We start from the raw sequence: 21471 nt of genomic DNA, 5'->3' as shown, positions 1-21471 counted from the left end.
ATCCTCACTTGGTAAGATGGTCGAAGGTGTATTTGACTGCGGCGCCCAGCGCGGCAAACGCGCCGGCTCCCGCGGTTTTGCCGACCCAGCCGGCAACCTTGACGCCGCCGCGCGCTTCGGCTGCGGCGAGCTTTATCGCCGCGACGTCCTTCTCGATCACTTCGAGCCTTGCGACGAAGTCGCGAAGCTTCTCCGAGTCCGTCTCGTTGGCAGCGTCGTGCTCGAGGGTTTCGATTCTCTTCTCGAGCTTGTCGACCTCCGACTTCATCGCCGTGTTGTTGGTGGCGATATCGGAGCGCATCGATTCCACACTCTTGTGAAGCTGGGTCAGCGTCATTTCCAGCTTCGCGAACATGGTTGAACGTTCTCCCATTCTGTCGATGAGGTTCTTGTTTTCGGCGCGCAGTTCCTCAACTGCCTTGTTCAATTGGGAGACCGCTTCATCCACCTTTCCGATGACGAATGAGTTGGCATCGACGGTCGGGCGTATTCCAAAGAGATCGAGAAGACTCACTTGCCACCTCCGCCGAGAACCGCTTCGCCCTCGATCAACCTCGCCTTCGCATCGTTGCGGCGGAAGCAGATGTCGTATGAGCGCACGATCCGCGCCGACCATTCCGCCATTTCGCCTTCCGTGGCGCCGACCTTCGGTTTCGGACGCTCAGGGCAATCCATTTTCAACTTCGCGGCGCGGGCGGCGTCGGCGATGCGCGGAACGGGAACATCGGGCGGCGGCAGCACCACCAAATCATGCGCGCAGCCCGAAAGCGCGACGGCGCAGATGCCGGTGACGGAGACCTTCTTCAGTGTGAGAGAGACCTTCACTTGCAGTCTCCTCTTGCGGCGCAGACGAGGAACGCAGGCGCCTTGCGGTCGCGCTCGGCCTTTGGAGCCTTGCCCAATACCGACAGCGCCGCCTGCAATTGCGCGTTGGCTTCGCGTTCGACGGCGGCGTCCTTCGCGGCCTCCTCCTGCGCGGCGGCGATATCCGCCCGCGCCTTGGCGTCCGCGTCGTTCCTCGCTTTTGCGACGAGCTTCGAATTGGCGTCGTTGATCGCCGCGATCTCGGTCTTCCGCTTGGCGTCGGCGGAATCGAACCCGTGCTGCCATCCCGCGCCGAACGACGCCGTGCCGACGCCGATGGCGACGGCCGCCGCGATGCCGGCCTGCTTGAACCCCGGCGGCAGATAGACGAAGGACGCCGCGGCGCCGCCGACGCCGGCGAGAAGTCCGAAGCTTCCGAACAGCGCCCCGATCATGCTTCCTCTCCGTAAGAGCCGACGAGAGCGGTGAACCAGCCGACGACCGCGCCGGCGGCAAATGCGAGCGTCGCCTCGGGAGCCGCGACCAGCCCCGCGACGACAAGGATTACGAAGGAGGCGTCGCCGAGCTTCCACATGGCGATCAGACTCCGTATTCCACCGAGTGCCGACGGCGTTCCAGGACGACGATTCCCACGGCGGCGACGATCACGACAATCGCCACGACCCATGGTCCCAGGCCCGACGCCAGCGTCCATGCAGCCGACGCCGTGTCCTTCGCCTGATTGGCCGTATCGATGACCGTCTGCGCGTTGTCGGTGATCGCCTTCGTCGCGGTCGTCACGCCGACCACGCCGCTGGCGATGGAGCCGATAGCCGTCTTCGACTTCAGCAAGCTCTTGCCGGTCGCTCCGGAGTCGAGATCGACTGCGGCGTCGTCCTTCACCGGCGACTCCGCAGGAACGGGCGTCGTATCGTCCGTTGACGCTGGAGTCTCGGCGGGCGCAGCGGGAGCGAAGACGATCGGCTTCGCGGACGGCTGTTCCTCGGCCTGCTTCAGCGCGTCGAGGAAGGATTCGGCGTAGCCGGCGATGAGCTTCGCCCGATCCGTGCCGTTGATGATGTGTCTCGCGCCTTCGTAGTCCCGATGCTCGTCCGAGATGTAATCCGACAGCTTCCTGCCGGTGTAGGAACCGTGGATCATCCCGTAGAAGGCCAGGATGGCGGAATATTTCGGCTGCATCAACAGCGCGGGGCTCGCCTCGAAGTCCACCTTCTCGCCGAGGATTTCCGCGATGATCAGCGACGCGACATGCGCGTTGCGGCGCCCCGTGTTCTGGACGTAGCCCATGCCGGGGAATTTCGAGCCGTCGCCGGGATGCACATTGCCGAGACGTTTCGCGACTTCAGGACGCGATCCCCGAATGTCGTACATCTTCGTGTAGTAGGCGTTGCCGCCCTTTTCCTTAACCGGCCGCATCGCGGCGCCGGTCTCGTGAAAGATCGTCGCCAGCACGTATGCCAGTTCGTATATCCCGACCTTGGGGAACCGCTGCTCGCGCACGTCGAGCAGGAAATTGATCCCGTCGATCTGCGCCTGCCCGATGCGCCCGGCGAACAGGGCGCGCTTTATCCGCCCGATGAAATAGTTTCTGTTCATGACGTTGCCCTTTCCTTCGCTGCGCGCCTTGCGAGCGCCTTCGTCGCCCGCTCGGCTTTCGCCGCGGCCTTCCTGATTTCCGCGAGACGTTCCTGTTCGGCGAGACGGACCTCCGTCGCGACCAGAAGAATCGCGGCGTCCACTTCGTCGTTCGTCTTTCCGACCGTCTCGGGAATGAGAGTTCTCGCCCGGCGCTCGACCTCGGGCTTCGATCCGCCGCCGTATCCGAGAGCGAGCTTGCGCGCTGTCGAAGGCATGATCTCGCAGAGCGGAGTCGCCCCTTTGCGCTGCGCGCCCGCCCTGGCGATGGCGTGATATGAGCGAAGCGTCGTCGAGCCCTTTCCGCGCCCGAAGTCCTTCTCGATGGAAACGACATCGCATCCGGACTCGTCGATCAGATCCGCGACGATCTTTTCCAGTTCGACGAGATGCGCCGGGACGTATCTCAGGCCTTCCTTGCCGAGAACGAACGCTCGCGTGACGATGCGACCGTCGCCATCACGCCACGCGGCGCCCATGACGCGTGCGAGATCGAGAGCAAGGATCTTTCGAGAAGAATTCGACATGATTCGACAGGTGAATCACGCGTGCGAAAATTCAAAATGGTTTTTCGGATGGACGGATGAACTTGACGGATGCAAGGCATGGATTCACAATGTCTTTCAGCCGCGTTTTCTCCGTCGTTCGTGCCCGGAACCTCGAAGAAATGGCCCGTTCCAAACGCAAAAATCGATGACGCGCAAAGCGCAATACTGGTGACCGATGAGTCTTGCCGGAGACGACGACAGCGATACAGCCGCGTCCGAAGAAGGATTTCGCGGCTTCGACTTCTCGAAAGCAACCGTCGTTCGCTCGCATGTGAGCGAAGACTCGCGCGCGCGTTCTCCCAACGAGCGCATGTACAGTCTTGGCGAAGTACAATTCGGAACCGCCGGCCCGGCGATGGTCGCCAAAGGCTGGTCCGTGCTGCCGCAGGAGCACGTCGACGGTCGCGGCACGGCCCGCGTCGGCGGCTATTCCATAAAGTGGCGTCCGTATCAGACGGTCCGCCCGACCGACGCCGAAATCCGCGACTGGGCGTTGATGGCGCCCGGCTCCAACGTCGCCATCGTCCTCGGCGCCGCGTCCGGACACGCATTCGCCCTCGATATCGACATAGACGACGACGTCGCATCGCGGAAAATCCAGACTCTCGCGGCGCAATATCTCGGAAGGACGCCGTTCCAGCGCGTCGGACGCGCCCCGCGCATCGTCCTCTTCTATCGCCACGCGGACGGCGAACGACTCCGCAAGGTCAGCCGCAAATACGTCGACATCGGCGCGGTCGAGGTTCTCGGCGACGGTTCGATGGTCACCGCCTACGGGCGGCATCACAAGACCGGTTCATATTTCCAATGGATGGCCGAGGGCCGTCCGTCCATGCACGGCCCCGAGACGGCGCCCCTGATATCGCAGGACGCGCTCGACGCATTCTTCGAGGCGCTGGACCGCGAATACACGCCGATCGACGACGGGCGGCGTGCGCGGGCGAAGGCGTTCCATGAACGTCCCGCGGTCGTCGGGGATCTGGTCGTCCCGGTCGGTGCCGATCGCGTTTCCGGCGTGCAATACATCGACGGCAAGGCGGTGGACGGGCGCGAGACGCTCCTCAACTGGATCGCGGCCAGATTTGCGACCCACAATCCCGACGCCGGCCTCGAGGCCCTCCACTCATCCGTCGTCCAGGTCTTCCGCGATCACGCCAGGATCGAAGGCAAGTGGGAGACGTCGCTGGTCGACATGGCGCGGGAGCGCGTGCTTTCCGCCAAGCAGGCCGTCGCAGAGGGACGGCTGACGGCGAAGAGAATCTATCGAGCCGAGGACGGCAGCGTGTATGCGCCGGCGCGCATCGAACCGGAGCCCGCCGGTCCCGATCCCGATATCAAGGCATTGGCGCCGGCGAAGAGAAAGCCGCTCGAAGTCCTGGCGATGACGAAGCCCGATCCCGACAAGGCGGCGCGGCGCGCCCTCCTCGAGGACCGGTCGCAGGTGACGGAGGCGACGTCGAAATCCGTCGTGAAGGCGATCCGAGATTGGCTCGGCGAAGTCAGAAAAAAACGAGTCCGAGCCGACGACGTGATCCTGAAGGCTCCGACCGGCGCGGGAAAGACGTCCGCATTCGTTCGCATCGTCGGCGAGGAAATCGCGAACAACGGACGGATCGGCGGCCCGATCGTGATGATGATGCCGAGCTATCAGAACATAGAGGAAGCCGTCTCACGCGCTCCGCCGGGCCTTCGGACGCAGGTCTACATGGGGAAGGTCCGCGCCGGCTGCGCCCGCGCCGAGGAGCTCGAGCTTCTGACGCAGGCCGGCGTCGGCACGGCGGGGCTGTGCGAGGCGAAGGACGACCAGGGCGAGCCCGTCTACTGCCCGCATTTCGTCGGCTGCCCGGCCCTGGATCAGCGCCGGCGTCTGCATCTGGCCGACGTCGTCTTCATGCCGATGGCGTTTCTGGACAAGAATCTGCCCAAGGAACTCAAAAAGTCGATGAAGGCGCTGGTCATCGACGAGCGGTGCTTCGGCCAGTTCGTCGATGCGAAGACCTTCGCCGCGGCCGTGCTGGATATCGGGCGTCCCGATCCCTACGACACGAAGACGGAGCAGCGGAAGGCAAAGGAAGCCGGCGTCGTCCTGCCGGCGCCCGAGGAGCATTCGATGGCCAGAGAGAAGGCCGTGGGCATCGCGATGAAGGCGCTGCGGGCGGGCAGGGACGTCGCACGCGCATTCCTCGACGCCTCCGACGGCGAGATGCTGCTCGATTCCGTGCGCCGCGTCATGGCGCGGGCCGACATCACCTACAGCCTTGTGCGCCCGGACCTCACGCGCAAGGGCGTCGAGGAGATCGCATCTCAGCCGAAGCTGACGGGGCTATGGGCGGAAAAGAGGTTCTGGGCGATCGTCGATGATCGCCATCAAAAGCTGAAATCCGACCGCTTCAGCGAGCAATTGCAGCGGCAAGGCGGCGGCAAAGCCGAATTCACGCGGTCCGCCAAGGGCGACACGGACGCCAGAATTCAACTGCTGAAGGACGGATCCGACGAATACATCCGCGTGTCGTGGCGGTCGAAGACGAATTTTCCCGCCGTCCCGACGATGCTCCTGGACGCCTCGGCGGCGCCCGAGATCGCGGGAAAGGTGTTCAACAAGAATTTTCGCGTCATCGATATCGACGCGCCTTTGCATCTGCGGACGATCGGCGTCATCGATCAGGTCTATTCGGACACGGCCCTCATTCCCGAAAAACATCCCGACGAGGACGGCAAGCGCGAGCGGGCGGCGAAGAACCTCTATGCCGTCCGCACGGCGATCTCGTCCATCTGCGGCGTCTTCGGCAACGACCGCGTGATCGTCGGCTCGACGAAGAAGGTCCGCGAGTCGATGCACCGCAACTGGAGGCCTCCGGACAATCTCGACTCCGTCCATTTCGGCGCCCTGCGCGGGCTGGATTTCGCCAAGCACCACGGCGTCGCCGTCTGCATCGGGCGCATGGAGCTCGGCCCGCGAGCCATCGACGGCATCGTTGGCGCGCTGACATACGACGACGAGATCCCCGAGACGCCGATCGACTATCTCGGAACCGGCTGCGATCATGAAGGCAACCCGCTGCCGGTGAACATGTCCGAGCGGACCTACCCGCTGCGCGACGGGCGCGACGTCACCGTTCGGATTCCGCGCTGCGCCGGCAGGTGGGCGGAATTGGTCCAGCGTCAATACCGCGAGGAGGAGACCCGACAGTTCATTGGACGACTGCGCCCGGTCTACCGGGAAGGCAAGGCGCCGCTGGCGATCATCATGTCGTCCGTCATTCCCGAGGGCGTGATCCTCGACGACGTGATGACGCTCGACGATCTGCGGGTCCACTACCAGGGCTGGGAGGCCGTCCGCCGCACCGGTCTCGCCGACGCGCATCGGTCATGCGTCGAGACGCTGGATATCGTGGACGCGACGATCATGTCGCGGTTTATGCGCGAAATCTCGGAGTGCGGCGCGGATCGGGGGCTGATGGAGTTCGAGTATCGCCTGGAAGGCCAGGATCGGATCCGCCGCATCCGCGCTCCGATGTTCGTGCCGCACGAACGGCTGGAATGGGCGCTGCGGAGGGCGCACGACGGCTTGGTCTATCTCGAGGACGGAACTAAGGCGCCCGCGAGGCTGGCGGCGGGCGTCACCATCGTCTCGGGAAAGGCGGACATGTCGCTGGCGTTGCCGAAGAAGCCCGACGCCATGGACCTCTCGTTCGGGACGCCGGAGAATCGGGCCTACGCCGAGGATTATGAGTTCCATCAGGCGTTGGCTACAATGTGGGACGAGATCCTGAAATTCGGATTCAAGCGCGAAGACCGGAAATATCCGCTGCGGATCACCAGCAAGGAAACGATGAAGGAAGAGACGCGAAAGGAGCGTCTCGTCGATCTCGGGGTGAGGATGCTGTTCGAGCGGAGGCCGGGGTGATCAGGCGGCGAGGGAAATGCGGCGCCGCTCACACCAATTCCGCTGCCGCGATGAAGAAAGCGTCGACCGCCGCGCTGTCCATCCCGAACGCCGTTGCCGCCGCGATCAGCACGGGGCTCTGACGTTCGATGGCGCTTGCATACGTCCACCAGTCGTCGGCTTCTGGATTCGCGCTCAAATAGGCCTGCACGCTCGACCAGATGCCGAGTGCCTTGCTCTGTCTGACGAACTGCAATCTCGTGATGCTCTGCGGGACATAGACGCCGCCGGCAGGGCGCAGGACGACGGCTCCTTCCGGAGGCGCGCCGCCCGGCTGCGCGTTGTAGCTGTCAGGAACGGAGACGACGGCCTTTCCGGAATAGTCGGACGCCGCGAGGACGGTTTCGATCTGTCCGTCGGCGTGTGCGGCAAAGATGCTTCCCGTAGAGTCAATGATGAGAATCACGGTCCGCCCTCACGAATAGATCGCCGACGCATTGTTCCCGAACGTGCCGCGTGTCGGACTGCACGTTCCGATGTTCGCTATATAGCCGTTTCCTTCGGCTATGCAGTTGTTCCATGCCTGCATTCCTCCCGATGTTCCTCCTATTTTATAGGAAACCGCCGCTTCAATGTATATTTCGGACAGGACATTCAGATTTACTCCCCATTGGCAATTGATCGCCGCCATGCGCTGATCCGTGACGCGGAATCTGGCAAGTCGGTAGATATCGACGCCCCATCCCGTCAGGCCGCTCCCAGCCGGGGCGAACGACGACAAAACCGCCCATCCGTCGAATGTCGCGCCCTGATCCAGAAATATTCCCGATCCGCAAAATGACGCGTACAGACCGGATACTCCGACCCGCCCGCCGTGCGCGACATAAAGCGCCATCGCGGATCCATTTGTGCTGAACCCATAAATACCGACATTCGATATGTTCGCGACCGCATCCTTTCCGTCGATCGTCAAACCGGATGTCCCGGCGGTCGGAACTCCCTGCTGAATTATCATGAAATCGGTCAGCGACTTGACATTGCGTCCGACGAACTGAACTCCGTACTGAGTATAAAGTATCGATGTCCACGTGATCGCCGTTCCGGTCAGCGATGACTGCGCGGCGAGGGATGTTCCGGTCTGAACGCGAACCTGGACGGTTATCGTGTTGGCCCCAGAATTCACGGCGGTGATAGGCCACAAACCGTTGAGGTTAGCCCAATAGCCCGCGGCTCCGTTGATGACGGATAAGCCGACGTATTGACCGACCACGAATCCGGTCACGGATGCGAGCGTGAATGTGACATTATATGTCGTGCCCGAGACCAGTGTGGCGGAACCGCAGGAAACCAGCGTCGTCGTCGTGCTCGGAGCGCCTTGAATGATGATGTTCGAGAAGTCGCCGTCCGTAAAATTATAGTCGGCCACACTCGTCGCCGTATAGGAAGCGGCTGAAAGCTGAACGGTGACCGTGACGCCATTGGCGGTCGTATATCTCAGCGCTTTCGCGATGGCCGCCACCAGCCACGCGTTCGAACCAGAGCCACCAGTTTCGGTGATCGTGATGTTGTTCGTCGCCATCGTCGCCTGCTGCCACGACGACCCGTTCCAACGCATGTAGCAGCCGAGCAATGTCGACCACAGGAACTGCGTCGCCACCGCCGGCGCCGGCGTCGTCGCGTCGATATCGACGGATGCCGTCGTGACGCCGAAATACGGCGCGTTGTCCGACCCCAAGCCGAGCAGATTCCCCGCGTCGGTCGACAGGGCGACCTCGACGAGGTTGCTCGCGACCTTGAGCGATTTCCCGATGAGGAGGGCGAGCGGATTCGCCACGTCTTATCCCCCGATCTCGACGACGTAGGAGACGCCGACGGCGGGCGCATTGCCGAAGGTGACGGCGATTTGGTTCGAATTGATCGCCTGATTGGCGATCTCGTATTCGTTCCCGCTCGAATCTCGCAGCGTCAGGTCGGGATTCGAATTGGCGAGATTGTGCGTCAATGTAAAAACGGTGGTCGCGCCGTCGCCGGTGATCGTCCCGGCCCATCGCGATTTGATCTTCGTCCTGTCCACCGCCAGCGCGCCGCCGCCGCTGGTCAGCCCGTATCCGAAGATGACGCTGATGATCGTGCCGGTGATCGAGATCGTCGAGCCGTCGCCGACATATGTGTTCAATTTGAAGGTCTGCGTCCACGCGACCGAGGTGACGCCGGGCGTGATCGGGCCGCTCGTGGTCACGCGGAAAATCGCGCCGCCGTAGGCCGTGCCTTCGTTGACGAGGACGTCCGTACCCTCGATGAGCTGGCCGACGCTGTTGTTGTCGGTGGCGACCGTCCATGCGCCGGCGGCGGCGACGTGGATGAGGTTCTCCGCCCCGGCGGTCTGCCCGACGCAGAGAACGCGGTCGCCTGCATCGATGGAGATCCCGTCGATGGTCGGCAGCCCGGAAAGCACGATGTTCGACGCGGCGACGACGCGGACCGGCGACTTCACGGCGGTCTGGCCGGCGATGGCGGCGGCGATGGCGGAATCCATCTGCCCCTTGTTCACCGCGTCGCCGGAATTCGTGCCGGTCGCAACATTCGTGATCTTCTGCCCGTTGAGATTCAGCGCGGCGACGGCGGCGGCGAAGGAATCCAAAGTGTAGGCCTTCACCACCGTGGCGAGATCGCTGATCGTCGAGGCCGTCTGCGTGCCGGTGTGGTTTACGCGCGCGAGCGGGTTCGTCGCGAGAGCCGCGATCTGGATCGAGCCGTCCGCGAGTTGGTTCGCATCGAGCGGACGCCATGCGGAGCCGTTCCACACATAGCCGCTCTTGGTCGTCGAATTGTAGTAGACCTGCCCTTCGACCGGGCCTGCCGGCGCGGCCGAAAGCTTGTGCAATATCCCGTTGAGGATCTGATTGAGATGGAGGTCGATGTCGGAGAGAAAATTCTTGGCCGCCATGGCGACATCCTCAGTTCAGATAGGCCTTGCCGTTGACTGCGGCGTTGAATTCGACGCGGACATTATTGGCGTCCACGTATGAGACCGTCCCTTCGAAGACGGCGCCGAACGGATCGACCGTGGTCACGCCGGGGAAGCGACCGAGGTTGTGCGCGATCGCCCAGATGTTCGACGCCGATGCTTGGTCCCATGTGAACGTCGTCGCGTCCCTGCCGGGAAGTCCCTGCGGCCCGTCCGCGCCCGGCGGCCCGACGAAGAACTGCTCGAGCATCAGCATCTGCGGCTCGGGATCCTGCGTGCCGATGCCGATCCATGGCAGGTCGTCGGAGAGGACGAGCGTGGTGCCGCCCGAGACGCACCCGGTTTCGAGCACGATCTCCGGCAGGTCGTCGGTCAGGATGATCGCTTGATCTGTCAAAGCGTCGTCCTCACCTCGATGTCGTTCTTCGCCGTCACGGCGACCGCACCGACGAAGCGAAGTCGCAGGATCAGCGTCAACGGATTCACGCGGTCTTTCGCCGGCCAGTTGGCGGTGTCCTCGCGGTCCGCTGTGAGGTGCAGCAGATACTGCGTCTTGCCGCCTGCGGTCGTGCCGTCCACCGGCGAAATCGTCGCGGAAATGCCGCCGGCGTTGGGAATCGCCTTGCCGCGATCGTCGAGAAAGTCGAGCTCGACCGTCCATGCATATGTCGGCAGCGTCACCGTCCCCGACCAGCCGAAGCTGTCGTTGACGCGCTGTTTCAAGACGACGTTTTTAGGACTGCATGCCAAAGACGCGACTCCCGCTCACCCGGCGATTCTAGTCGCCGTCGAAGGAAGCCGCATTCCGTGCGTCGGATACTCAGGCGTTCGACGGCCACGCAAAGGCGTCGATCTGTGCGGTCGTCGTGATCGTGCCGGCGGCGATCTGAGCCTTGACGGCGATGCCTGCCGCGAATGCCGCTTGGCGGAATGCGGCGGCAGCATTCGCGATGATGGCGACCTGCGTCGCGTTGATCGTGAGGCCGCCGAGAACGGCGTCGTCCCATTCCGTCGTGAACGCGGAGTTCTGCGCCGCGAGCAGATAGAGACCCTGATAGTCGCTGTTGTTCTGCGCCTGCGTGGCGACCTTGATATTCTGCGACGGCTGTCCCGCCGCCGCTATGTTCACCGTGATGCCCGATGCGGCCACGCGGTCGCGCTTGGAGTCCGTATAGGCGATCAAGGCGTCCTTTGTCGGCGCCGGCGCGACATAGGGCGCGGTCGTTCCCGTCGCGGCGTCGTAGGTCAGCGTCGTGAAGTTCGCCCGCAGCGCATCGTATACGGCGCGGGTGATGGCCACGGCGCCGGCGGGGATGTTCGAATTCAAGCCCTGAAGGAAGAAGGCGCGGGCGCGCTTGTCGTCGCCGAGCAGGACGTAGGCCTGGGCGGTCGGGAGCGAATTGGCGGCGATGGTGTCCATGACGTCCTTACTTTCCGATGGCGAAGACGAATGCGGCGACGGTGGTCGTGTCGGTCGCGCCGCCGCCCATCCATTGATTGATGATGTTCGCGCCGTATTGGTCGTAGTCCACGAGCTGGATGGCGCGATCGGCGACGGTGGACGCCGCCGCGTTCACGGTGACGGGGAAGGCGGCGTAGCAGGCCTCGTTGAACGACGTCGGCCACGGGATGTATTGCGTCGGATCGACGCCGGGTCCCGCGCCGCCGGCATGCGTCATGTCCGGACCCTTGATCCATTGCAGCAGGTAGCCGTTCGGCAGGAGGATGGAACCCGAGCCGGCGCCGCCCGAGGATTCCCATCGACCGGGAACCGCAGGATTGACGAGCTTGGCGACGCCGTTGTCCATGATGAACAGCGCCGAGCCGCCGACGTCCCCGGACGAGATCGGGAATCCGTCGAAGCGCTGGATCGGGATGTAGGCGCCGCCGGGAACGAATTGCAGGCGCGGCGTGTCGCCGACGGCCCATGTTGGAATCTGAATCGAAAGCGATACGAGAGAGCCGTGAGGCGGCGCGTTCGAACCGGTGTCGTGAAACGCTGGCGACAGTCCGCCGATCGGCGTCCCATCGGTCAGGCTTCCGGGAATCGTGCCGCTAAAGATCCTTGGCGCGCCGAACGACGGAATGAACGGCGCGTTCGGATAAACTTTGATGTCCGCCAGTCCGCCGCCCGTCGAATAGCTCGAGATCTCCGTCTGCCCGTGAGAGACGCGGATCAGCCACAGTCCGGCATAGCCCACGTCGGGAGTCGGCGCGACCTCGGATCCCGAAGCCGCCGCCGCTCCCGCCTTGAGGTTCACGACGCAGAGTCCCTTGCGCGTCGTCGGCTGCGCGACGCCGGTGCCGCCGGGCCCGGAGAACGGCATCTGCGGGTTGGCGTGGTTGACGTAGGAAACGACAAACGAGTCCGTATCGAGGTTCTGATAGGTCGCCTGGATCAGGAAATATTGCGCGTATCCCGCCGTCGCCGGCGGCGTGATCGGCAGCGTCACGGCATCGGCGAGGATGCCCTGCTTGATCGTCGTGTGCGCGTCGGTGTTGCCGGAAATTCCGAAATCCGAGGAGTCGACGGCCTCCTGGACATAGATCTCGCCGGGGGAGACGACGACACTGAGGCTCGCGGGCGTCGTCGGCGCGCATTGCAGGCCGGCGACGACGGGCTTGAAGGATTCCTTGAGCGGAACGCCGGTGGACGATCCCATGCCGTCGTCGCGAACGCCGAACAGCGCCCTGGCGAGCGAGCCGAGCCCGATCAGCCCGAATTTGGCGTTGTCGAGGATTGCGCGCGCCGGCAGTTGCTGACCGGGATAGACTACTTTTCTGTCCGACATGCGTTCTCTACTCCAGCGCCGTCCACGCGACGGTTCCCGTCGGGCGCGTGTGTTCTATCGCGTCATAAATATCGGCATCCGTCAGTCCGGAGCCAGCAGCGTCAGGGATAGTCCCGAGCGTGTAGCCGCCGATTTCCCAGCCGTCGCCGAGGCCGATCCAGCCGTCCCATCGAGACGTCAGTTCGGCGCCGAGGATCGCTTCGTCGTAGACGAGACCGTTCGCGTCGCAGTAGTTCCTCGGATAGGAGACGCCGATAAAGCGCTGGAACCAAGTCCCTAAAATCCCTTCCAGCGAGCAGCCGATCGCGCAGGTGATGGTCCCGTCTCCCGGCGCGTTTGCCGCGATCCAGTCGGTGAAGTCGAACTTCAGGTTCGTGTCGGGCGCGCCGGGGCCGGTGGGATTGTTCGTCGAAACTGTGCAGAACGCACCAGCGACGGCATTCAGCGCCGCGATCAGATCGTTGAGCGTCGCCGTCTTCGGCAGCGTGATAATCCCCGAGTCGGCGAGAATGGTCCCCTTGTCGATATAGATTCCGTTGCCGGTGTTGAAATTGATGATCGGAACGTTGCGCGCGATGACGATGCGGAACGAAATCGTTTCGGATGTCACGATATGGAAGAGCGGGGACTCTCCGGATTCTCCAACCACCTTGAGTGCGTGGCTCGTCCGCCCACTAGAGAAGTCGATGCTGATCGTATGGCTCCACGACGATATGACGCTGTCGCCGGTCAGGCATCCGAAGGCCGGATACTGTTCATAGAGTTGCGGCGACGAATTGGCGTCGACGAGCGTCGCCGGGAACATGACGACAGGCGAATCGTATTCCGCCGCCAAGCCTCCCACCCACGCCTCGCCGGTCGTCGGCTGGCGCGGGACGTCCATCAGGCACTGGTAGGGCAGGGACGTCTCGCCGAGCGGCGAATAGTCCAGATAGAATCCCGCGTCGAGGCCGCCTGAAAAATTTGCGTCCCAAAGCTCGAAGATTGTCGGCGTCTTCCCCGTCAGGTCGGTCAGCATCTTCTTCATGCCGGCCTTGGTGACGCGCTCGCGCAGGATCTCGGCCTTCACGCGCGTTCGGAAAGAGTCGTCCGACTGGTCCTTTCGGCGCATGACGCGCGTTCCGAGAAAGTCGTAGGCCGCGAGATCGAGCCAGACGCCGGTGGCCGTCGAAATGCGGCTCTGCGCCTTCGCATCGACTATCTGGTCCCAGACGTAGCGGAACGCCGTCGCCGGCATTGACAGCACGGCGTCGAGACCCGGCGCGACGTCGGGAAACCATCCCTTGGGGAGATGGCTCCGCAGCCGAAGCATCATGTCGTCGAAGTCGCCGACCGCCATGTCAGGACACCGTGATCTGGGTTGCGCGGTTGCATTTGATCGTCACCTTGGGCGACGCCGCTATCGACGCCGCGTCGCCGTCCAGCCCGTTGAGCGTGACGCCGTGCGCGTAGGAGACGCCGGGAATCGCGAGCGCCCACGCATAGAGCAACCCGAACTCCAGACCCTTGCCCAGGCCGAGCGCGTTTATGTTCGCGGATACGGCGTCGGCGACCGCGGCGCGGACGGTCGGGGCGTCGTAGCCCGACAAGACGCCGATGTTGAGATTGACGACGGCGGCTTGGACGGTCGGCGCGACCACGGTGAAACGCACCGTCATCGGACGCACCGAATCCACGGCGGTTGCGATGCGTCCGAGGAATTCCGACGAAGGCGCGCCCGTCCCGTCGTCGGCGACGACATAGAAGAACCCCGGCGACCACACGCCGTCGACGGAATAGTTCTCGACGGGCGCGTATTGGACGGAGACGCCGATGGCCGCGATGGCCGCCGAAAGCCCATAGAGGTCGCCGCGCGACAGGCCGAGAATATAGCCTTGGAAGCGGGTGCGGAAGGCGTCGTCGGATTCCGCGTTGGCGCCGTTGGCGAAAGCGTTGACGTTGACGACCTGATCGACGCCGGAAACGGCGGTGGCGACCTGCGAGATCGCGCCGGCTACGACGTTGTAGGACGTCCCGACATCGGCGGCCGCCACAGGGACGTCGATCGATCCGACGTTCACCGGAAACAGGAAGCCGCCGAGCGTGGCCGACCAGTTGGCGTTGGTGGTGTCGGCGACGACGGTAAACCGCAGCGAGCCGTCCGACGTCTGGACGACGGTTCCGACGGGCACGACCGGCTGCGATGCGCCTGCGGAAAAGCGCGTGAACGTGACGATGCCGGTCGCCGCTACGCCGGGAATGCGCGTCAGATCGAAGTCCGCCATCCACGTGTCGAGATCGGTGGACGTCGAGGTGGCGGCGCGCGTCGTCAGCAGCAGCTTCGAGATCTGTGCCTGAAGCCACAGCGCGATGCCTGCGATGGATTCCGCGAAGGCGCGCAGGATCGAGCCGACCGAGAAGTCGAGCAGCTTCCCCGCCGAGGCCTGCGCGGCGGCGGCCTGATCGCTGACGATCTGATCGAAGGTCTTCAGATTGAGCTTCATTTCGCCACGTCGAATGAGAGGAATCTCTGGTCGCCGGTGTCGGCGTCCCAGTATGTTACGTCGCAACGGACCCCGTTGAGGATACCGGTGACGGATACGTCGGGTACCGGCGTCGAGGCGACGGCAGCCTCCTTGCGGATCTGCGACATGACGGCGGATTGGATTTCGAAATAGTCCTCGGCCAGTCCGATCTGCTGCGGAACGCCGGCGCCGTAGTCTCCGTGCCACACATAGCCCCGCACCGCCGTCATCAGGCGGCGGATGATGCGCTGATGCCCGAGATCGGAGCCGTCCACGGTCGCGAGATCGTTCGAAGGCCCGAACGAAAGATCCTCGCCGAAGACGTGATTCAGGTCGGCCATCAGGTCATCCCTTCGTGAATAGCTGCGTGGAGTTCGATCCGTCGGCGAGCTTGACAGGCTTGATCGCGTCCGTTCCGCCGACCAGAACCTTGCCGCCCGCCATGTGCGTCTCGAAGCCCGTCTCGTCCTTGTGGACGATGCCCGAGGCGGTGAGCGTCGTCTGCGCGCCGGTGTGGTGCTTCACCGTCAGGTCGCCGTTCTGCGCCATGTGGACCTCGGAGCCGTCCTTGCCGCGCCATTTGCCTTCGCCGGCCTGCAATCCCATCGCGGCGTCGGCATCGGAATGGAGGAAATGCAGGACGTGCCAGGAATCCGGATCCCCCTCGGCGCCCATCAAAAGAGCCTGGTCGCCGACGTTCGGGGCGACGGAAAATCCGAAGCCGTTGCCGGCCGCCATGACGCCGACATGGACCCAGCCGGTCTGGACGCCCTCGGGTTGCAGCAGGAATTTCCCGCTGTGCGTGGCGGCGTCCCACGACGTCATGACGCCGTAGCGCGGCTTCAGGACGGCGCTGCGGATGGCCGTGTGAATCTCCCGGCGGATGGCGTTCCAGAGTCCCTCGAAATGCATCACAGCCCCGTCGGTCTCTTGGGCGGCAGGGGAGCCTTGGTGCTCTTCGGCGCCGCCCTGGTCTTTCCGCCGCCGCCCTTGCGGCCCGGCTTGGTGTTCTTGGCGTCGATCGTCATCCGCAGCCCGTCGCCGATCGAATAGTTCACGGTGTCGATGTAGTAGATGTGGTCGAAGCCGCCGGTTCCCCTCAGTTCGAGGCGCTTCGACGGGTTGCAGTCCAGGTCGCCGGGCATGTCGAGACTGATCGTGATCTCGTGCCGCGCATGCTTCCTGGCGTTCTTGCGGGCGCGCCTGTCGGCCTTGTGCTGCGACAGGTTCGCGACGCGCTCGTGATATTCCAGCGCGTCCTTGTCGTCGTCGCCGGCGATCTCGTGCTTGCCGTGGACGACCTTCTTCGATTTCGAATGCCACGAATGGGTGTGGCAGCGCACGGCCTTCCCGGCGCCGAGGTGGCGCGTGATCTTGAGGTCGATGAAGTCGGCGAAGGCGGCGTGCACGGGGCTGGGAGCCTTGTAGTTGACGACATAGACGTCGTCGTTGTCGTCGTCCGCCTCCTTGAAATACAGCGTGTCGCCGTCCAGCCACGCGTTGACGCCTTCCTCCTCTGCGAGCTTCTGGATGACGCCCCATTCGGTGTCGGAGTCGGTGATCTTGACGTTGTCGAGGTGGTGCATCTTGCCGGCCTGATCGTCCTGCGACGTGTCCTCCACGTCGTCGGTGACGAAATTCCAGCCGTGGCGGTCGGCGATGTCCTTGACGACCTCCGTCGGCTTGCGGTTGTGCCACTGCTCGTTGGACTTCGCGTTCAAGGCTTTCCTGTCGGACGACCTCGCCGAGATCGAGACGCGCTGCGACGCGAATTTCAGATCGAGGCTGTCGAGCGGGGCGGACACCATCCGCTTGGTCTGCTTGCCGTCGGAGACAAACAGCGAGCATTTGGATTTCGAAGTCAGCGCCGCCCAGAACGCCGTGTCGGCGTCGCCGTAGTGCAACGGAAGTTCGGCGGAAAAATTGTTCGACGCGGCGAGCTTCGATATGGCGCAGGACGCCGAGACGACGGGAATGCTTACGCCGTCGATCTCCACGTAGGCCCAGATCTTTCGCGCGGTTTCAGTCGAGAATGCCGCCATTGGACGCCTTGCCCGTCGGTGGAATCGTCAGCGTGACGGTCCCCCGTATCATCGGATCGACGCAGCCGCCGGCGGTGAGGCCGTTGACGATGCCGGGATTCGCCTGGGCGATCCGATACCACTGCGTCGCGTCGCCCAGATATTGCAGCGCGACGTCGTAGAGCGACACGTTGCTGACGGATACCCGCTTTGCGGGAACGGGAGTCTGGATCGTCATTGCGCGGCGCCCGTCAGGTTGATCGCCGCCCGTGTCATCAGATTCGCGATGCCGCCGGCGTCGATGGATTCGTCGTGATAGCCGTCGAGCGCGACGAGATTCGCCGCGATCTCCGCCGGGTTGCCGCCGGGGGAGGCGATGATGGCCGACGCGGCGGACTGGGCCGCGACGAATGCCGACGACGCCTCGGATGCAATGGACGTCGCCTGCGACGCCAGGGAGACGACGGTGGACGTCGCCGCCATCGCCAACGGGCCGACGGCTTCCAGGGCGGTCGAGAGCGAATTCACGCCGTCGAGGATATTCTGGCCCACATTCGTGAGCTTCGACGCCGCGTCGAGGTCGGACTGCACGAGGGACTCCGCCGGCGCGGGCGGAACGAACACCGTGTTGGAGTCGTAGACCACGACAACCGTGATCCTGTATTCGATCTCCTGCATTCGCAGATAGTCGAACGTGAAATCCGAGATCACGACCTCGTAATACAGGCCGCCCCACCGCAACTGGAAGACCTCGCCCCCCTTCCGCATCCGGTCGAGCGTCTGCGCCCGCTTCAGCGCGTCGATACCGCGAAAGCGTCCATCCCACGACAGATCGGCATTGTCGGCGCCCATCGCATCGACGACCCGCAGGCCGCCGATGAGCTGGGATTTCGCGATCGTCTGCTTGCCGCCGAGACCCGTGATCTTCGAGGGAATCTCGAATTCCTGGAAGACGAAGTTGCCGAGCTTCAGTTGGAATTGCGGTTCCATGGCGTCAGCCTCAATTGAACGCCGGCAGCGAGAAGTTGCCGTGGGAATCGTTAAACGACGGCGACAGCGGGTATGTGCCGCTGCGACCGATGTAGCTCGCCGCGACCTCGCCGATCTTCTGGCCGTCCACCTGCATGATGACCGTGGAAGACTGCTTGTCGGTCTGTGCCGGAGGAACGTAGCTTTGCTTCTGCTGTGCAGGCTCCGCTGCGCCGCCCATTGGAGTCCCGGCGTGCGGCCCAAAGAGCGGCGTCGTTCCCCACGACCAAAAGCTTCCGATGGCCTTCTTGATCAATTCCCCGATGCCGGCGATCGCGGCGGAAATCGCCGACGACACCATGCCTGGAAGACCGGCCATCTCCTTCATGAGGAAGCCGCCGAGATCGGCCATCATATTGAAGACGACGCCGGCCAGTCTCACCGCATATTGGCTTCCCTTGACGGAGAATGCGTAGAGGTCGTCCGTGAAGGAACCGAGCAACCATGGGAGAAACGATCCAGTGGCCCAAGCCTTCATGGATTCGAGCGCCTTTCCGAATCCTCCACTGGACGCCCATCCCTCGATGCCGGAGAATGCCGACTCGAAAAGTTTGCCAACGCCACCGAGGATCTTTGAACCGATGCCCTTGGCGGACGTCCAGACACCGGCCCAATCGATCGCATTGAACTTTGCGACGATAGAGTCCTTCAGCTTCGTGCCCCATTTTTCGGCCTTCGCCGCGAAGCCGCCGGTGGACGCAAATGCCTTGCCTCCTGTCCCGAAATAGGCTCCGAGAGCGACCATTCCAGCGATCAGCCATCCGGCGGGGCCGATGGCTGCCATCAACGCGCCTCCGATCATGATTCCGCCGAGCGCAACCAATCCGGCTCCGACGCCGACGAGGATCCTCATGATCTCCTTGACGGTCTCGGGATTCTGAATTGCCCACTGCGACACGTCACGCAGTCCCTCGGTGATCGGCTTGAGAATATGATTTACGAACGGGTTCACGAGCGCGACGCCAAAGGATTCCTCGAAATTCTCCCATTGGTCGTGGAGACGCTTGCGCCACATTGCCGGATCCTTCTCCATCTGCTCGCGCACGTTTTCGAGGTTGACCCCCGCGATCTTGTTGTGCTCCTTCTCGAGCTGGTGGAAGGTCTTCGGCATCAGCAGCTCGCCGAGGGCTCCGCCGAGGAGCTTATTGCCCTTGGAGATCTCCATGACGACCTGGAACATCTCCTTCGTGCTTTCGACGTTCACGCCCTTCTCGTCGTGGAGCATCTTGCGGAACTCGAAGGCCCAAAGCAGCGGGTCCTCTGTCGCCTCCTGCGAGTGCCACAGCGATCCGGGCTTGAAGCCCTTGAACTTGCCGTCGATCATCAGCCTGTCGGATTCTTTGTGAAGACCCCACTTCTCCTGGAAGTTCGCTTGCATCTCGCTAGACGAAGTGCCGCCGACGAGGTTCGATCCGATCGCATTCAGGGCCGTGCCGAGGCGTCCCTTCATCACGTTCGACATCGCGGGCAGTCCCTTGGTCAGGAAGTCGTCGCTATAGCCTCCGCGATAGAGCTGCGCCGACGACAGTGCCTGGAACATCATGGAGCCGTTGACTTGGCCGCGGAGACCGATGACGGTTTTCTTGAACTCCTCGCCGATGTCCTTCATTGCCTCGGGCGTGTTGCGCCCAGCAAGCTCGAATGCGCGGGCGAGGTCGGCAAGGTTCTTCGCGCTCCTCGCGTGGGATGTCTTATCGGTTCCAACGAAGTCGAAAGCCGTCTGCAAGTCGTTGAACACGGGAAGGATGAGCGTCGATTCATGCATGTCCTGGACGACATTGTTCAGGTCGTTCAGGTGAGTGATGTTGTCGGCGAGCGTCGTGTTCAGATTTCTGCCGGCCTCGGCATAAGCCGATGTCTTCGCGATCTGCATATCCATCGCCCGCGACGCGTCAGGCAGACTTGCGGCAAGGATATTCTGCGCGTGCGCGAGTTTTTCGCCAGCTTGCTCGAAGTGACCGGCCATCTTGAGCACGCCGGCGCCAACCGTCGCCACTCCGGCTCCGATTATGGCGGCGTTCCAACTGTGGAACCCTTTCTCGATCTTGCCTTCGAGCTGGTGGATGTGGCCCATCTGCGCGATGATACCGGCGAGCGCGCCGGCGGCATTTCCCGCCAGCGTCATCCTCATCCCGATCTCGTAGACCGATCCGCCGCTCATGGCTTAAAGCCCCAAGTCCTCGGCTTAGGCGGAACGTTCATCGTCGTCTGCATTCCCGCAGCCTTGCCTTCGTTGACGATGCCATGGAGATTTCGCCCGATCAGCGCCTCATAGACCGAGCGTCCGACGAGTTCGACGATTTCCTTCTCATGCCGCGCGGCGGCGATACCGAGGATTGGCCGAGGCGGAATTCTGGAGGTTCCGAGTTCCTGCCAGGTCGCCTTTGGATTGTTTGACCCAACCCATGCCTCGTTGCCCTTGATCTTGTATTCGTAGGACTCGGCGAGTTCACCTGTGCGCTTCAGCGGCGACGGAACCGGCCATCCGCCGGTTATCTTATCGTTGAGCGTGCGCTGCGCGAGCGGCGCCCATGTATTGAACGGCCCGGCGCCCGCCTGGTATTCGCCGGGCATCGACTTGGCCTCCTCAAGGATGATCTTGCATGCCGCTTCGAGCGCGACACGCTCCGCAGCGGGAAGCAGGTGCAAGACTCGGAGGAGTTCCTTGACGAATTCGGCGACGGAGAAGGACATCGTTCGCTCCTGCTATTCCTTCGGCCATCGCCTGTTGTCCCAGTCGTAGCTCTTGCCGGTCTCGAACTCCCCGTTGACGACGGTCCATGCGACCAGTTCGTGGTAGTCCATCTCCTCGGCTTCAGATTTCGGGACCCCGTTCCGCACGCAATAGGCGATCATGCGGAACTCGGGATCCTCTACGAGTTTTTTGCGGCTGCGGCGTCCCCTTCGGCCTCGACCATGAATGCGTCGCGATAAGCGATCGCGACCTCTTCCGCCGTGCCGTCCTCGTCGAAGCGCTCCATCAGAGCCTCGATCTGAAACGGGTTATTCGGAAACGGGAACGGCTCCTCTCCGACCTTGGAAATGGAGACGATGATGGCGGCAAGCGACAGATATGCCGCATTGGCGGCGAGATCGGACCCGAGAACCCGAAGGAACTGCATGCGACGGGCGCCGTTGATCTTGCGGATCGTGATCCTGCGACCGTTTTTCGACACGAACGTCCGTTCGGTTTTGCTCTCGGTCGCTTCGAACTGGGTAGCCATGTTTTTAAGACCTCGTTTCGGCGGACTCCACGTCCGCCA

The 21471-nt window shown here is 63.2% G+C and carries 25 protein-coding genes; 1 reads left to right on the top strand and 24 read right to left on the bottom strand.

Translation table 11 applies throughout. The features are described 5' to 3' along the window. Window positions 1–4: 4 nt before the first annotated feature. Genes K369_RS14295 through K369_RS14275 form a run of 6 tightly spaced genes read right to left on the bottom strand, consistent with a single transcriptional unit; the run spans window position 5 to window position 2987 of the window. Window positions 5–514 (bottom strand): hypothetical protein, encoded by a 510-nt coding sequence (locus K369_RS14295; protein WP_036292092.1) that lies wholly within the window; start codon window positions 512–514, stop codon window positions 5–7. Beyond that, on the bottom strand, window positions 511–825 hold the full coding sequence (locus tag K369_RS14290; protein ID WP_036292090.1) for a hypothetical protein: 315 nt from the start codon (window positions 823–825) through the stop codon (window positions 511–513). The genes K369_RS14295 and K369_RS14290 overlap by 4 nt, the downstream gene beginning before the upstream one ends. After that, window positions 822–1259 (bottom strand): hypothetical protein, encoded by a 438-nt coding sequence (locus K369_RS14285; protein ID WP_036292088.1) that lies wholly within the window; start codon window positions 1257–1259, stop codon window positions 822–824. The genes K369_RS14290 and K369_RS14285 overlap by 4 nt, the downstream gene beginning before the upstream one ends. Further along, window positions 1256–1399: a hypothetical protein gene (locus K369_RS26545; protein WP_156967922.1), complete on the bottom strand. Its 144-nt coding sequence runs from the start codon at window positions 1397–1399 to the stop codon at window positions 1256–1258. Before K369_RS26545 ends, K369_RS14285 begins: the two co-directional genes overlap by 4 nt. A gap of 5 nt (window positions 1400–1404) precedes the next feature. Further along, on the bottom strand, window positions 1405–2421 hold the full coding sequence (locus tag K369_RS24780) for a hypothetical protein (protein ID WP_051949304.1): 1017 nt from the start codon (window positions 2419–2421) through the stop codon (window positions 1405–1407). Further along, window positions 2418–2987, bottom strand: a complete 570-nt coding sequence (locus K369_RS14275; protein WP_036292086.1) for a hypothetical protein — start codon at window positions 2985–2987, stop codon at window positions 2418–2420. The genes K369_RS24780 and K369_RS14275 overlap by 4 nt, the downstream gene beginning before the upstream one ends. Before the next feature lie 331 nt (window positions 2988–3318). Here K369_RS14275 and K369_RS14270 point away from each other — a divergent pair, with 331 nt between their 5' ends. Continuing rightward, window positions 3319–6915: a bifunctional DNA primase/polymerase gene (locus K369_RS14270; protein WP_198033124.1), complete on the top strand. Its 3597-nt coding sequence runs from the start codon at window positions 3319–3321 to the stop codon at window positions 6913–6915. 28 nt (window positions 6916–6943) lie between these two features. On the opposite strand, the gene K369_RS14265 is transcribed toward K369_RS14270, so the two are convergent. The 18 genes from K369_RS14265 to K369_RS14185 form a co-directional block, all read right to left on the bottom strand. Then, window positions 6944–7360, bottom strand: coding sequence for a hypothetical protein (locus K369_RS14265; protein WP_036292081.1), 417 nt, complete (start codon window positions 7358–7360; stop codon window positions 6944–6946). 9 nt (window positions 7361–7369) lie between these two features. Next, window positions 7370–8728 carry a hypothetical protein gene (locus K369_RS14260; RefSeq protein ID WP_036292079.1) on the bottom strand — a complete coding sequence of 453 codons (1359 nt, stop codon included), beginning with the start codon at window positions 8726–8728 and terminating at the stop codon, window positions 7370–7372. Window positions 8729–8731: 3 nt separating this feature from the next. Next, entirely contained in the window at window positions 8732–9841 is a 1110-nt protein-coding gene (locus tag K369_RS24775; protein ID WP_051949303.1) for a hypothetical protein, read from the bottom strand. Between the two features lie 10 nt (window positions 9842–9851). Beyond that, complete coding sequence (locus K369_RS24770) at window positions 9852–10259, bottom strand: hypothetical protein (RefSeq protein WP_051949302.1); 408 nt, start codon at window positions 10257–10259, stop codon at window positions 9852–9854. Further along, complete coding sequence (locus tag K369_RS14245; RefSeq protein WP_036292077.1) at window positions 10256–10585, bottom strand: hypothetical protein; 330 nt, start codon at window positions 10583–10585, stop codon at window positions 10256–10258. The genes K369_RS24770 and K369_RS14245 overlap by 4 nt, the downstream gene beginning before the upstream one ends. Window positions 10586–10682: 97 nt before the next feature. Further along, window positions 10683–11282 (bottom strand): hypothetical protein, encoded by a 600-nt coding sequence (locus K369_RS14240; RefSeq protein ID WP_036292075.1) that lies wholly within the window; start codon window positions 11280–11282, stop codon window positions 10683–10685. Window positions 11283–11289: 7 nt separating this feature from the next. Further along, entirely contained in the window at window positions 11290–12654 is a 1365-nt protein-coding gene (locus K369_RS14235; RefSeq protein ID WP_036292073.1) for a hypothetical protein, read from the bottom strand. Window positions 12655–12661: 7 nt separating this feature from the next. Next, window positions 12662–13993 (bottom strand): hypothetical protein, encoded by a 1332-nt coding sequence (locus tag K369_RS24765; RefSeq protein ID WP_051949301.1) that lies wholly within the window; start codon window positions 13991–13993, stop codon window positions 12662–12664. A 1-nt stretch (window position 13994) separates the two neighbouring features. Further along, on the bottom strand, window positions 13995–15137 hold the full coding sequence (locus tag K369_RS14225) for a baseplate J/gp47 family protein (RefSeq protein WP_036292071.1): 1143 nt from the start codon (window positions 15135–15137) through the stop codon (window positions 13995–13997). Further along, entirely contained in the window at window positions 15134–15499 is a 366-nt protein-coding gene (locus K369_RS14220; protein ID WP_036292070.1) for a hypothetical protein, read from the bottom strand. The genes K369_RS14225 and K369_RS14220 overlap by 4 nt, the downstream gene beginning before the upstream one ends. 4 nt (window positions 15500–15503) lie before the next feature. Continuing rightward, window positions 15504–16070: a phage baseplate assembly protein V gene (locus tag K369_RS14215; RefSeq protein WP_036292068.1), complete on the bottom strand. Its 567-nt coding sequence runs from the start codon at window positions 16068–16070 to the stop codon at window positions 15504–15506. Then, on the bottom strand, window positions 16070–17200 hold the full coding sequence (locus K369_RS14210) for a hypothetical protein (protein ID WP_036292066.1): 1131 nt from the start codon (window positions 17198–17200) through the stop codon (window positions 16070–16072). The genes K369_RS14215 and K369_RS14210 overlap by 1 nt, the downstream gene beginning before the upstream one ends. Further along, window positions 17181–17417, bottom strand: a complete 237-nt coding sequence (locus K369_RS14205; protein WP_036292064.1) for a hypothetical protein — start codon at window positions 17415–17417, stop codon at window positions 17181–17183. Before K369_RS14205 ends, K369_RS14210 begins: the two co-directional genes overlap by 20 nt. After that, window positions 17414–18169 (bottom strand): hypothetical protein, encoded by a 756-nt coding sequence (locus K369_RS14200; RefSeq protein ID WP_051949300.1) that lies wholly within the window; start codon window positions 18167–18169, stop codon window positions 17414–17416. The genes K369_RS14205 and K369_RS14200 overlap by 4 nt, the downstream gene beginning before the upstream one ends. Before the next feature lie 10 nt (window positions 18170–18179). Then, window positions 18180–20369, bottom strand: a complete 2190-nt coding sequence (locus K369_RS14195) for a hypothetical protein (RefSeq protein WP_036292063.1) — start codon at window positions 20367–20369, stop codon at window positions 18180–18182. After that, window positions 20366–20902: a hypothetical protein gene (locus tag K369_RS24760; protein WP_051949299.1), complete on the bottom strand. Its 537-nt coding sequence runs from the start codon at window positions 20900–20902 to the stop codon at window positions 20366–20368. The genes K369_RS14195 and K369_RS24760 overlap by 4 nt, the downstream gene beginning before the upstream one ends. Before the next feature lie 12 nt (window positions 20903–20914). Continuing rightward, window positions 20915–21064 carry a hypothetical protein gene (locus K369_RS26540; RefSeq protein WP_156967919.1) on the bottom strand — a complete coding sequence of 50 codons (150 nt, stop codon included), beginning with the start codon at window positions 21062–21064 and terminating at the stop codon, window positions 20915–20917. Between the two features lie 17 nt (window positions 21065–21081). Then, on the bottom strand, window positions 21082–21432 hold the full coding sequence (locus tag K369_RS14185; RefSeq protein WP_156967918.1) for a hypothetical protein: 351 nt from the start codon (window positions 21430–21432) through the stop codon (window positions 21082–21084). Between the last annotated feature and the right edge of the window lie 39 nt (window positions 21433–21471).

The sequence above is a fragment of the Methylosinus sp. PW1 genome (assembly GCF_000745215.1).
Lineage (GTDB): Bacteria > Pseudomonadota > Alphaproteobacteria > Rhizobiales > Beijerinckiaceae > Methylosinus.
Note: the sequence above shows the minus strand (reverse complement) of the source record. Positions and strands in the feature narration are given on the sequence as shown.

Excerpts from the sequence above, each read along its gene's own strand:
- K369_RS14285 (WP_036292088.1), bottom strand. The coding sequence starts at position 1,259 with ATGATCGGGGCGCTGTTCGGAAGCTTCGGACTTCTCGCCGGCGTCGGC.
- K369_RS26545 (WP_156967922.1), bottom strand. The coding sequence starts at position 1,399 with ATGTGGAAGCTCGGCGACGCCTCCTTCGTAATCCTTGTCGTCGCGGGG.
- K369_RS24780 (WP_051949304.1), bottom strand. The coding sequence starts at position 2,421 with ATGAACAGAAACTATTTCATCGGGCGGATAAAGCGCGCCCTGTTCGCC.
- K369_RS14275 (WP_036292086.1), bottom strand. The coding sequence starts at position 2,987 with ATGTCGAATTCTTCTCGAAAGATCCTTGCTCTCGATCTCGCACGCGTC.
- K369_RS14270 (WP_198033124.1), top strand. The coding sequence starts at position 3,319 with ATGTACAGTCTTGGCGAAGTACAATTCGGAACCGCCGGCCCGGCGATG.
- K369_RS24775 (WP_051949303.1), bottom strand. The coding sequence starts at position 9,841 with ATGGCGGCCAAGAATTTTCTCTCCGACATCGACCTCCATCTCAATCAG.
- K369_RS14240 (WP_036292075.1), bottom strand. The coding sequence starts at position 11,282 with ATGGACACCATCGCCGCCAATTCGCTCCCGACCGCCCAGGCCTACGTC.
- K369_RS14235 (WP_036292073.1), bottom strand. The coding sequence starts at position 12,654 with ATGTCGGACAGAAAAGTAGTCTATCCCGGTCAGCAACTGCCGGCGCGC.
- K369_RS24765 (WP_051949301.1), bottom strand. The coding sequence starts at position 13,993 with ATGGCGGTCGGCGACTTCGACGACATGATGCTTCGGCTGCGGAGCCAT.
- K369_RS14225 (WP_036292071.1), bottom strand. The coding sequence starts at position 15,137 with ATGAAGCTCAATCTGAAGACCTTCGATCAGATCGTCAGCGATCAGGCC.
- K369_RS14220 (WP_036292070.1), bottom strand. The coding sequence starts at position 15,499 with ATGGCCGACCTGAATCACGTCTTCGGCGAGGATCTTTCGTTCGGGCCT.
- K369_RS14215 (WP_036292068.1), bottom strand. The coding sequence starts at position 16,070 with ATGCATTTCGAGGGACTCTGGAACGCCATCCGCCGGGAGATTCACACG.
- K369_RS14210 (WP_036292066.1), bottom strand. The coding sequence starts at position 17,200 with ATGGCGGCATTCTCGACTGAAACCGCGCGAAAGATCTGGGCCTACGTG.
- K369_RS14205 (WP_036292064.1), bottom strand. The coding sequence starts at position 17,417 with ATGACGATCCAGACTCCCGTTCCCGCAAAGCGGGTATCCGTCAGCAAC.
- K369_RS14200 (WP_051949300.1), bottom strand. The coding sequence starts at position 18,169 with ATGGAACCGCAATTCCAACTGAAGCTCGGCAACTTCGTCTTCCAGGAA.
- K369_RS14195 (WP_036292063.1), bottom strand. The coding sequence starts at position 20,369 with ATGAGCGGCGGATCGGTCTACGAGATCGGGATGAGGATGACGCTGGCG.
- K369_RS24760 (WP_051949299.1), bottom strand. The coding sequence starts at position 20,902 with ATGTCCTTCTCCGTCGCCGAATTCGTCAAGGAACTCCTCCGAGTCTTG.
- K369_RS26540 (WP_156967919.1), bottom strand. The coding sequence starts at position 21,064 with ATGATCGCCTATTGCGTGCGGAACGGGGTCCCGAAATCTGAAGCCGAG.
- K369_RS14185 (WP_156967918.1), bottom strand. The coding sequence starts at position 21,432 with ATGGCTACCCAGTTCGAAGCGACCGAGAGCAAAACCGAACGGACGTTC.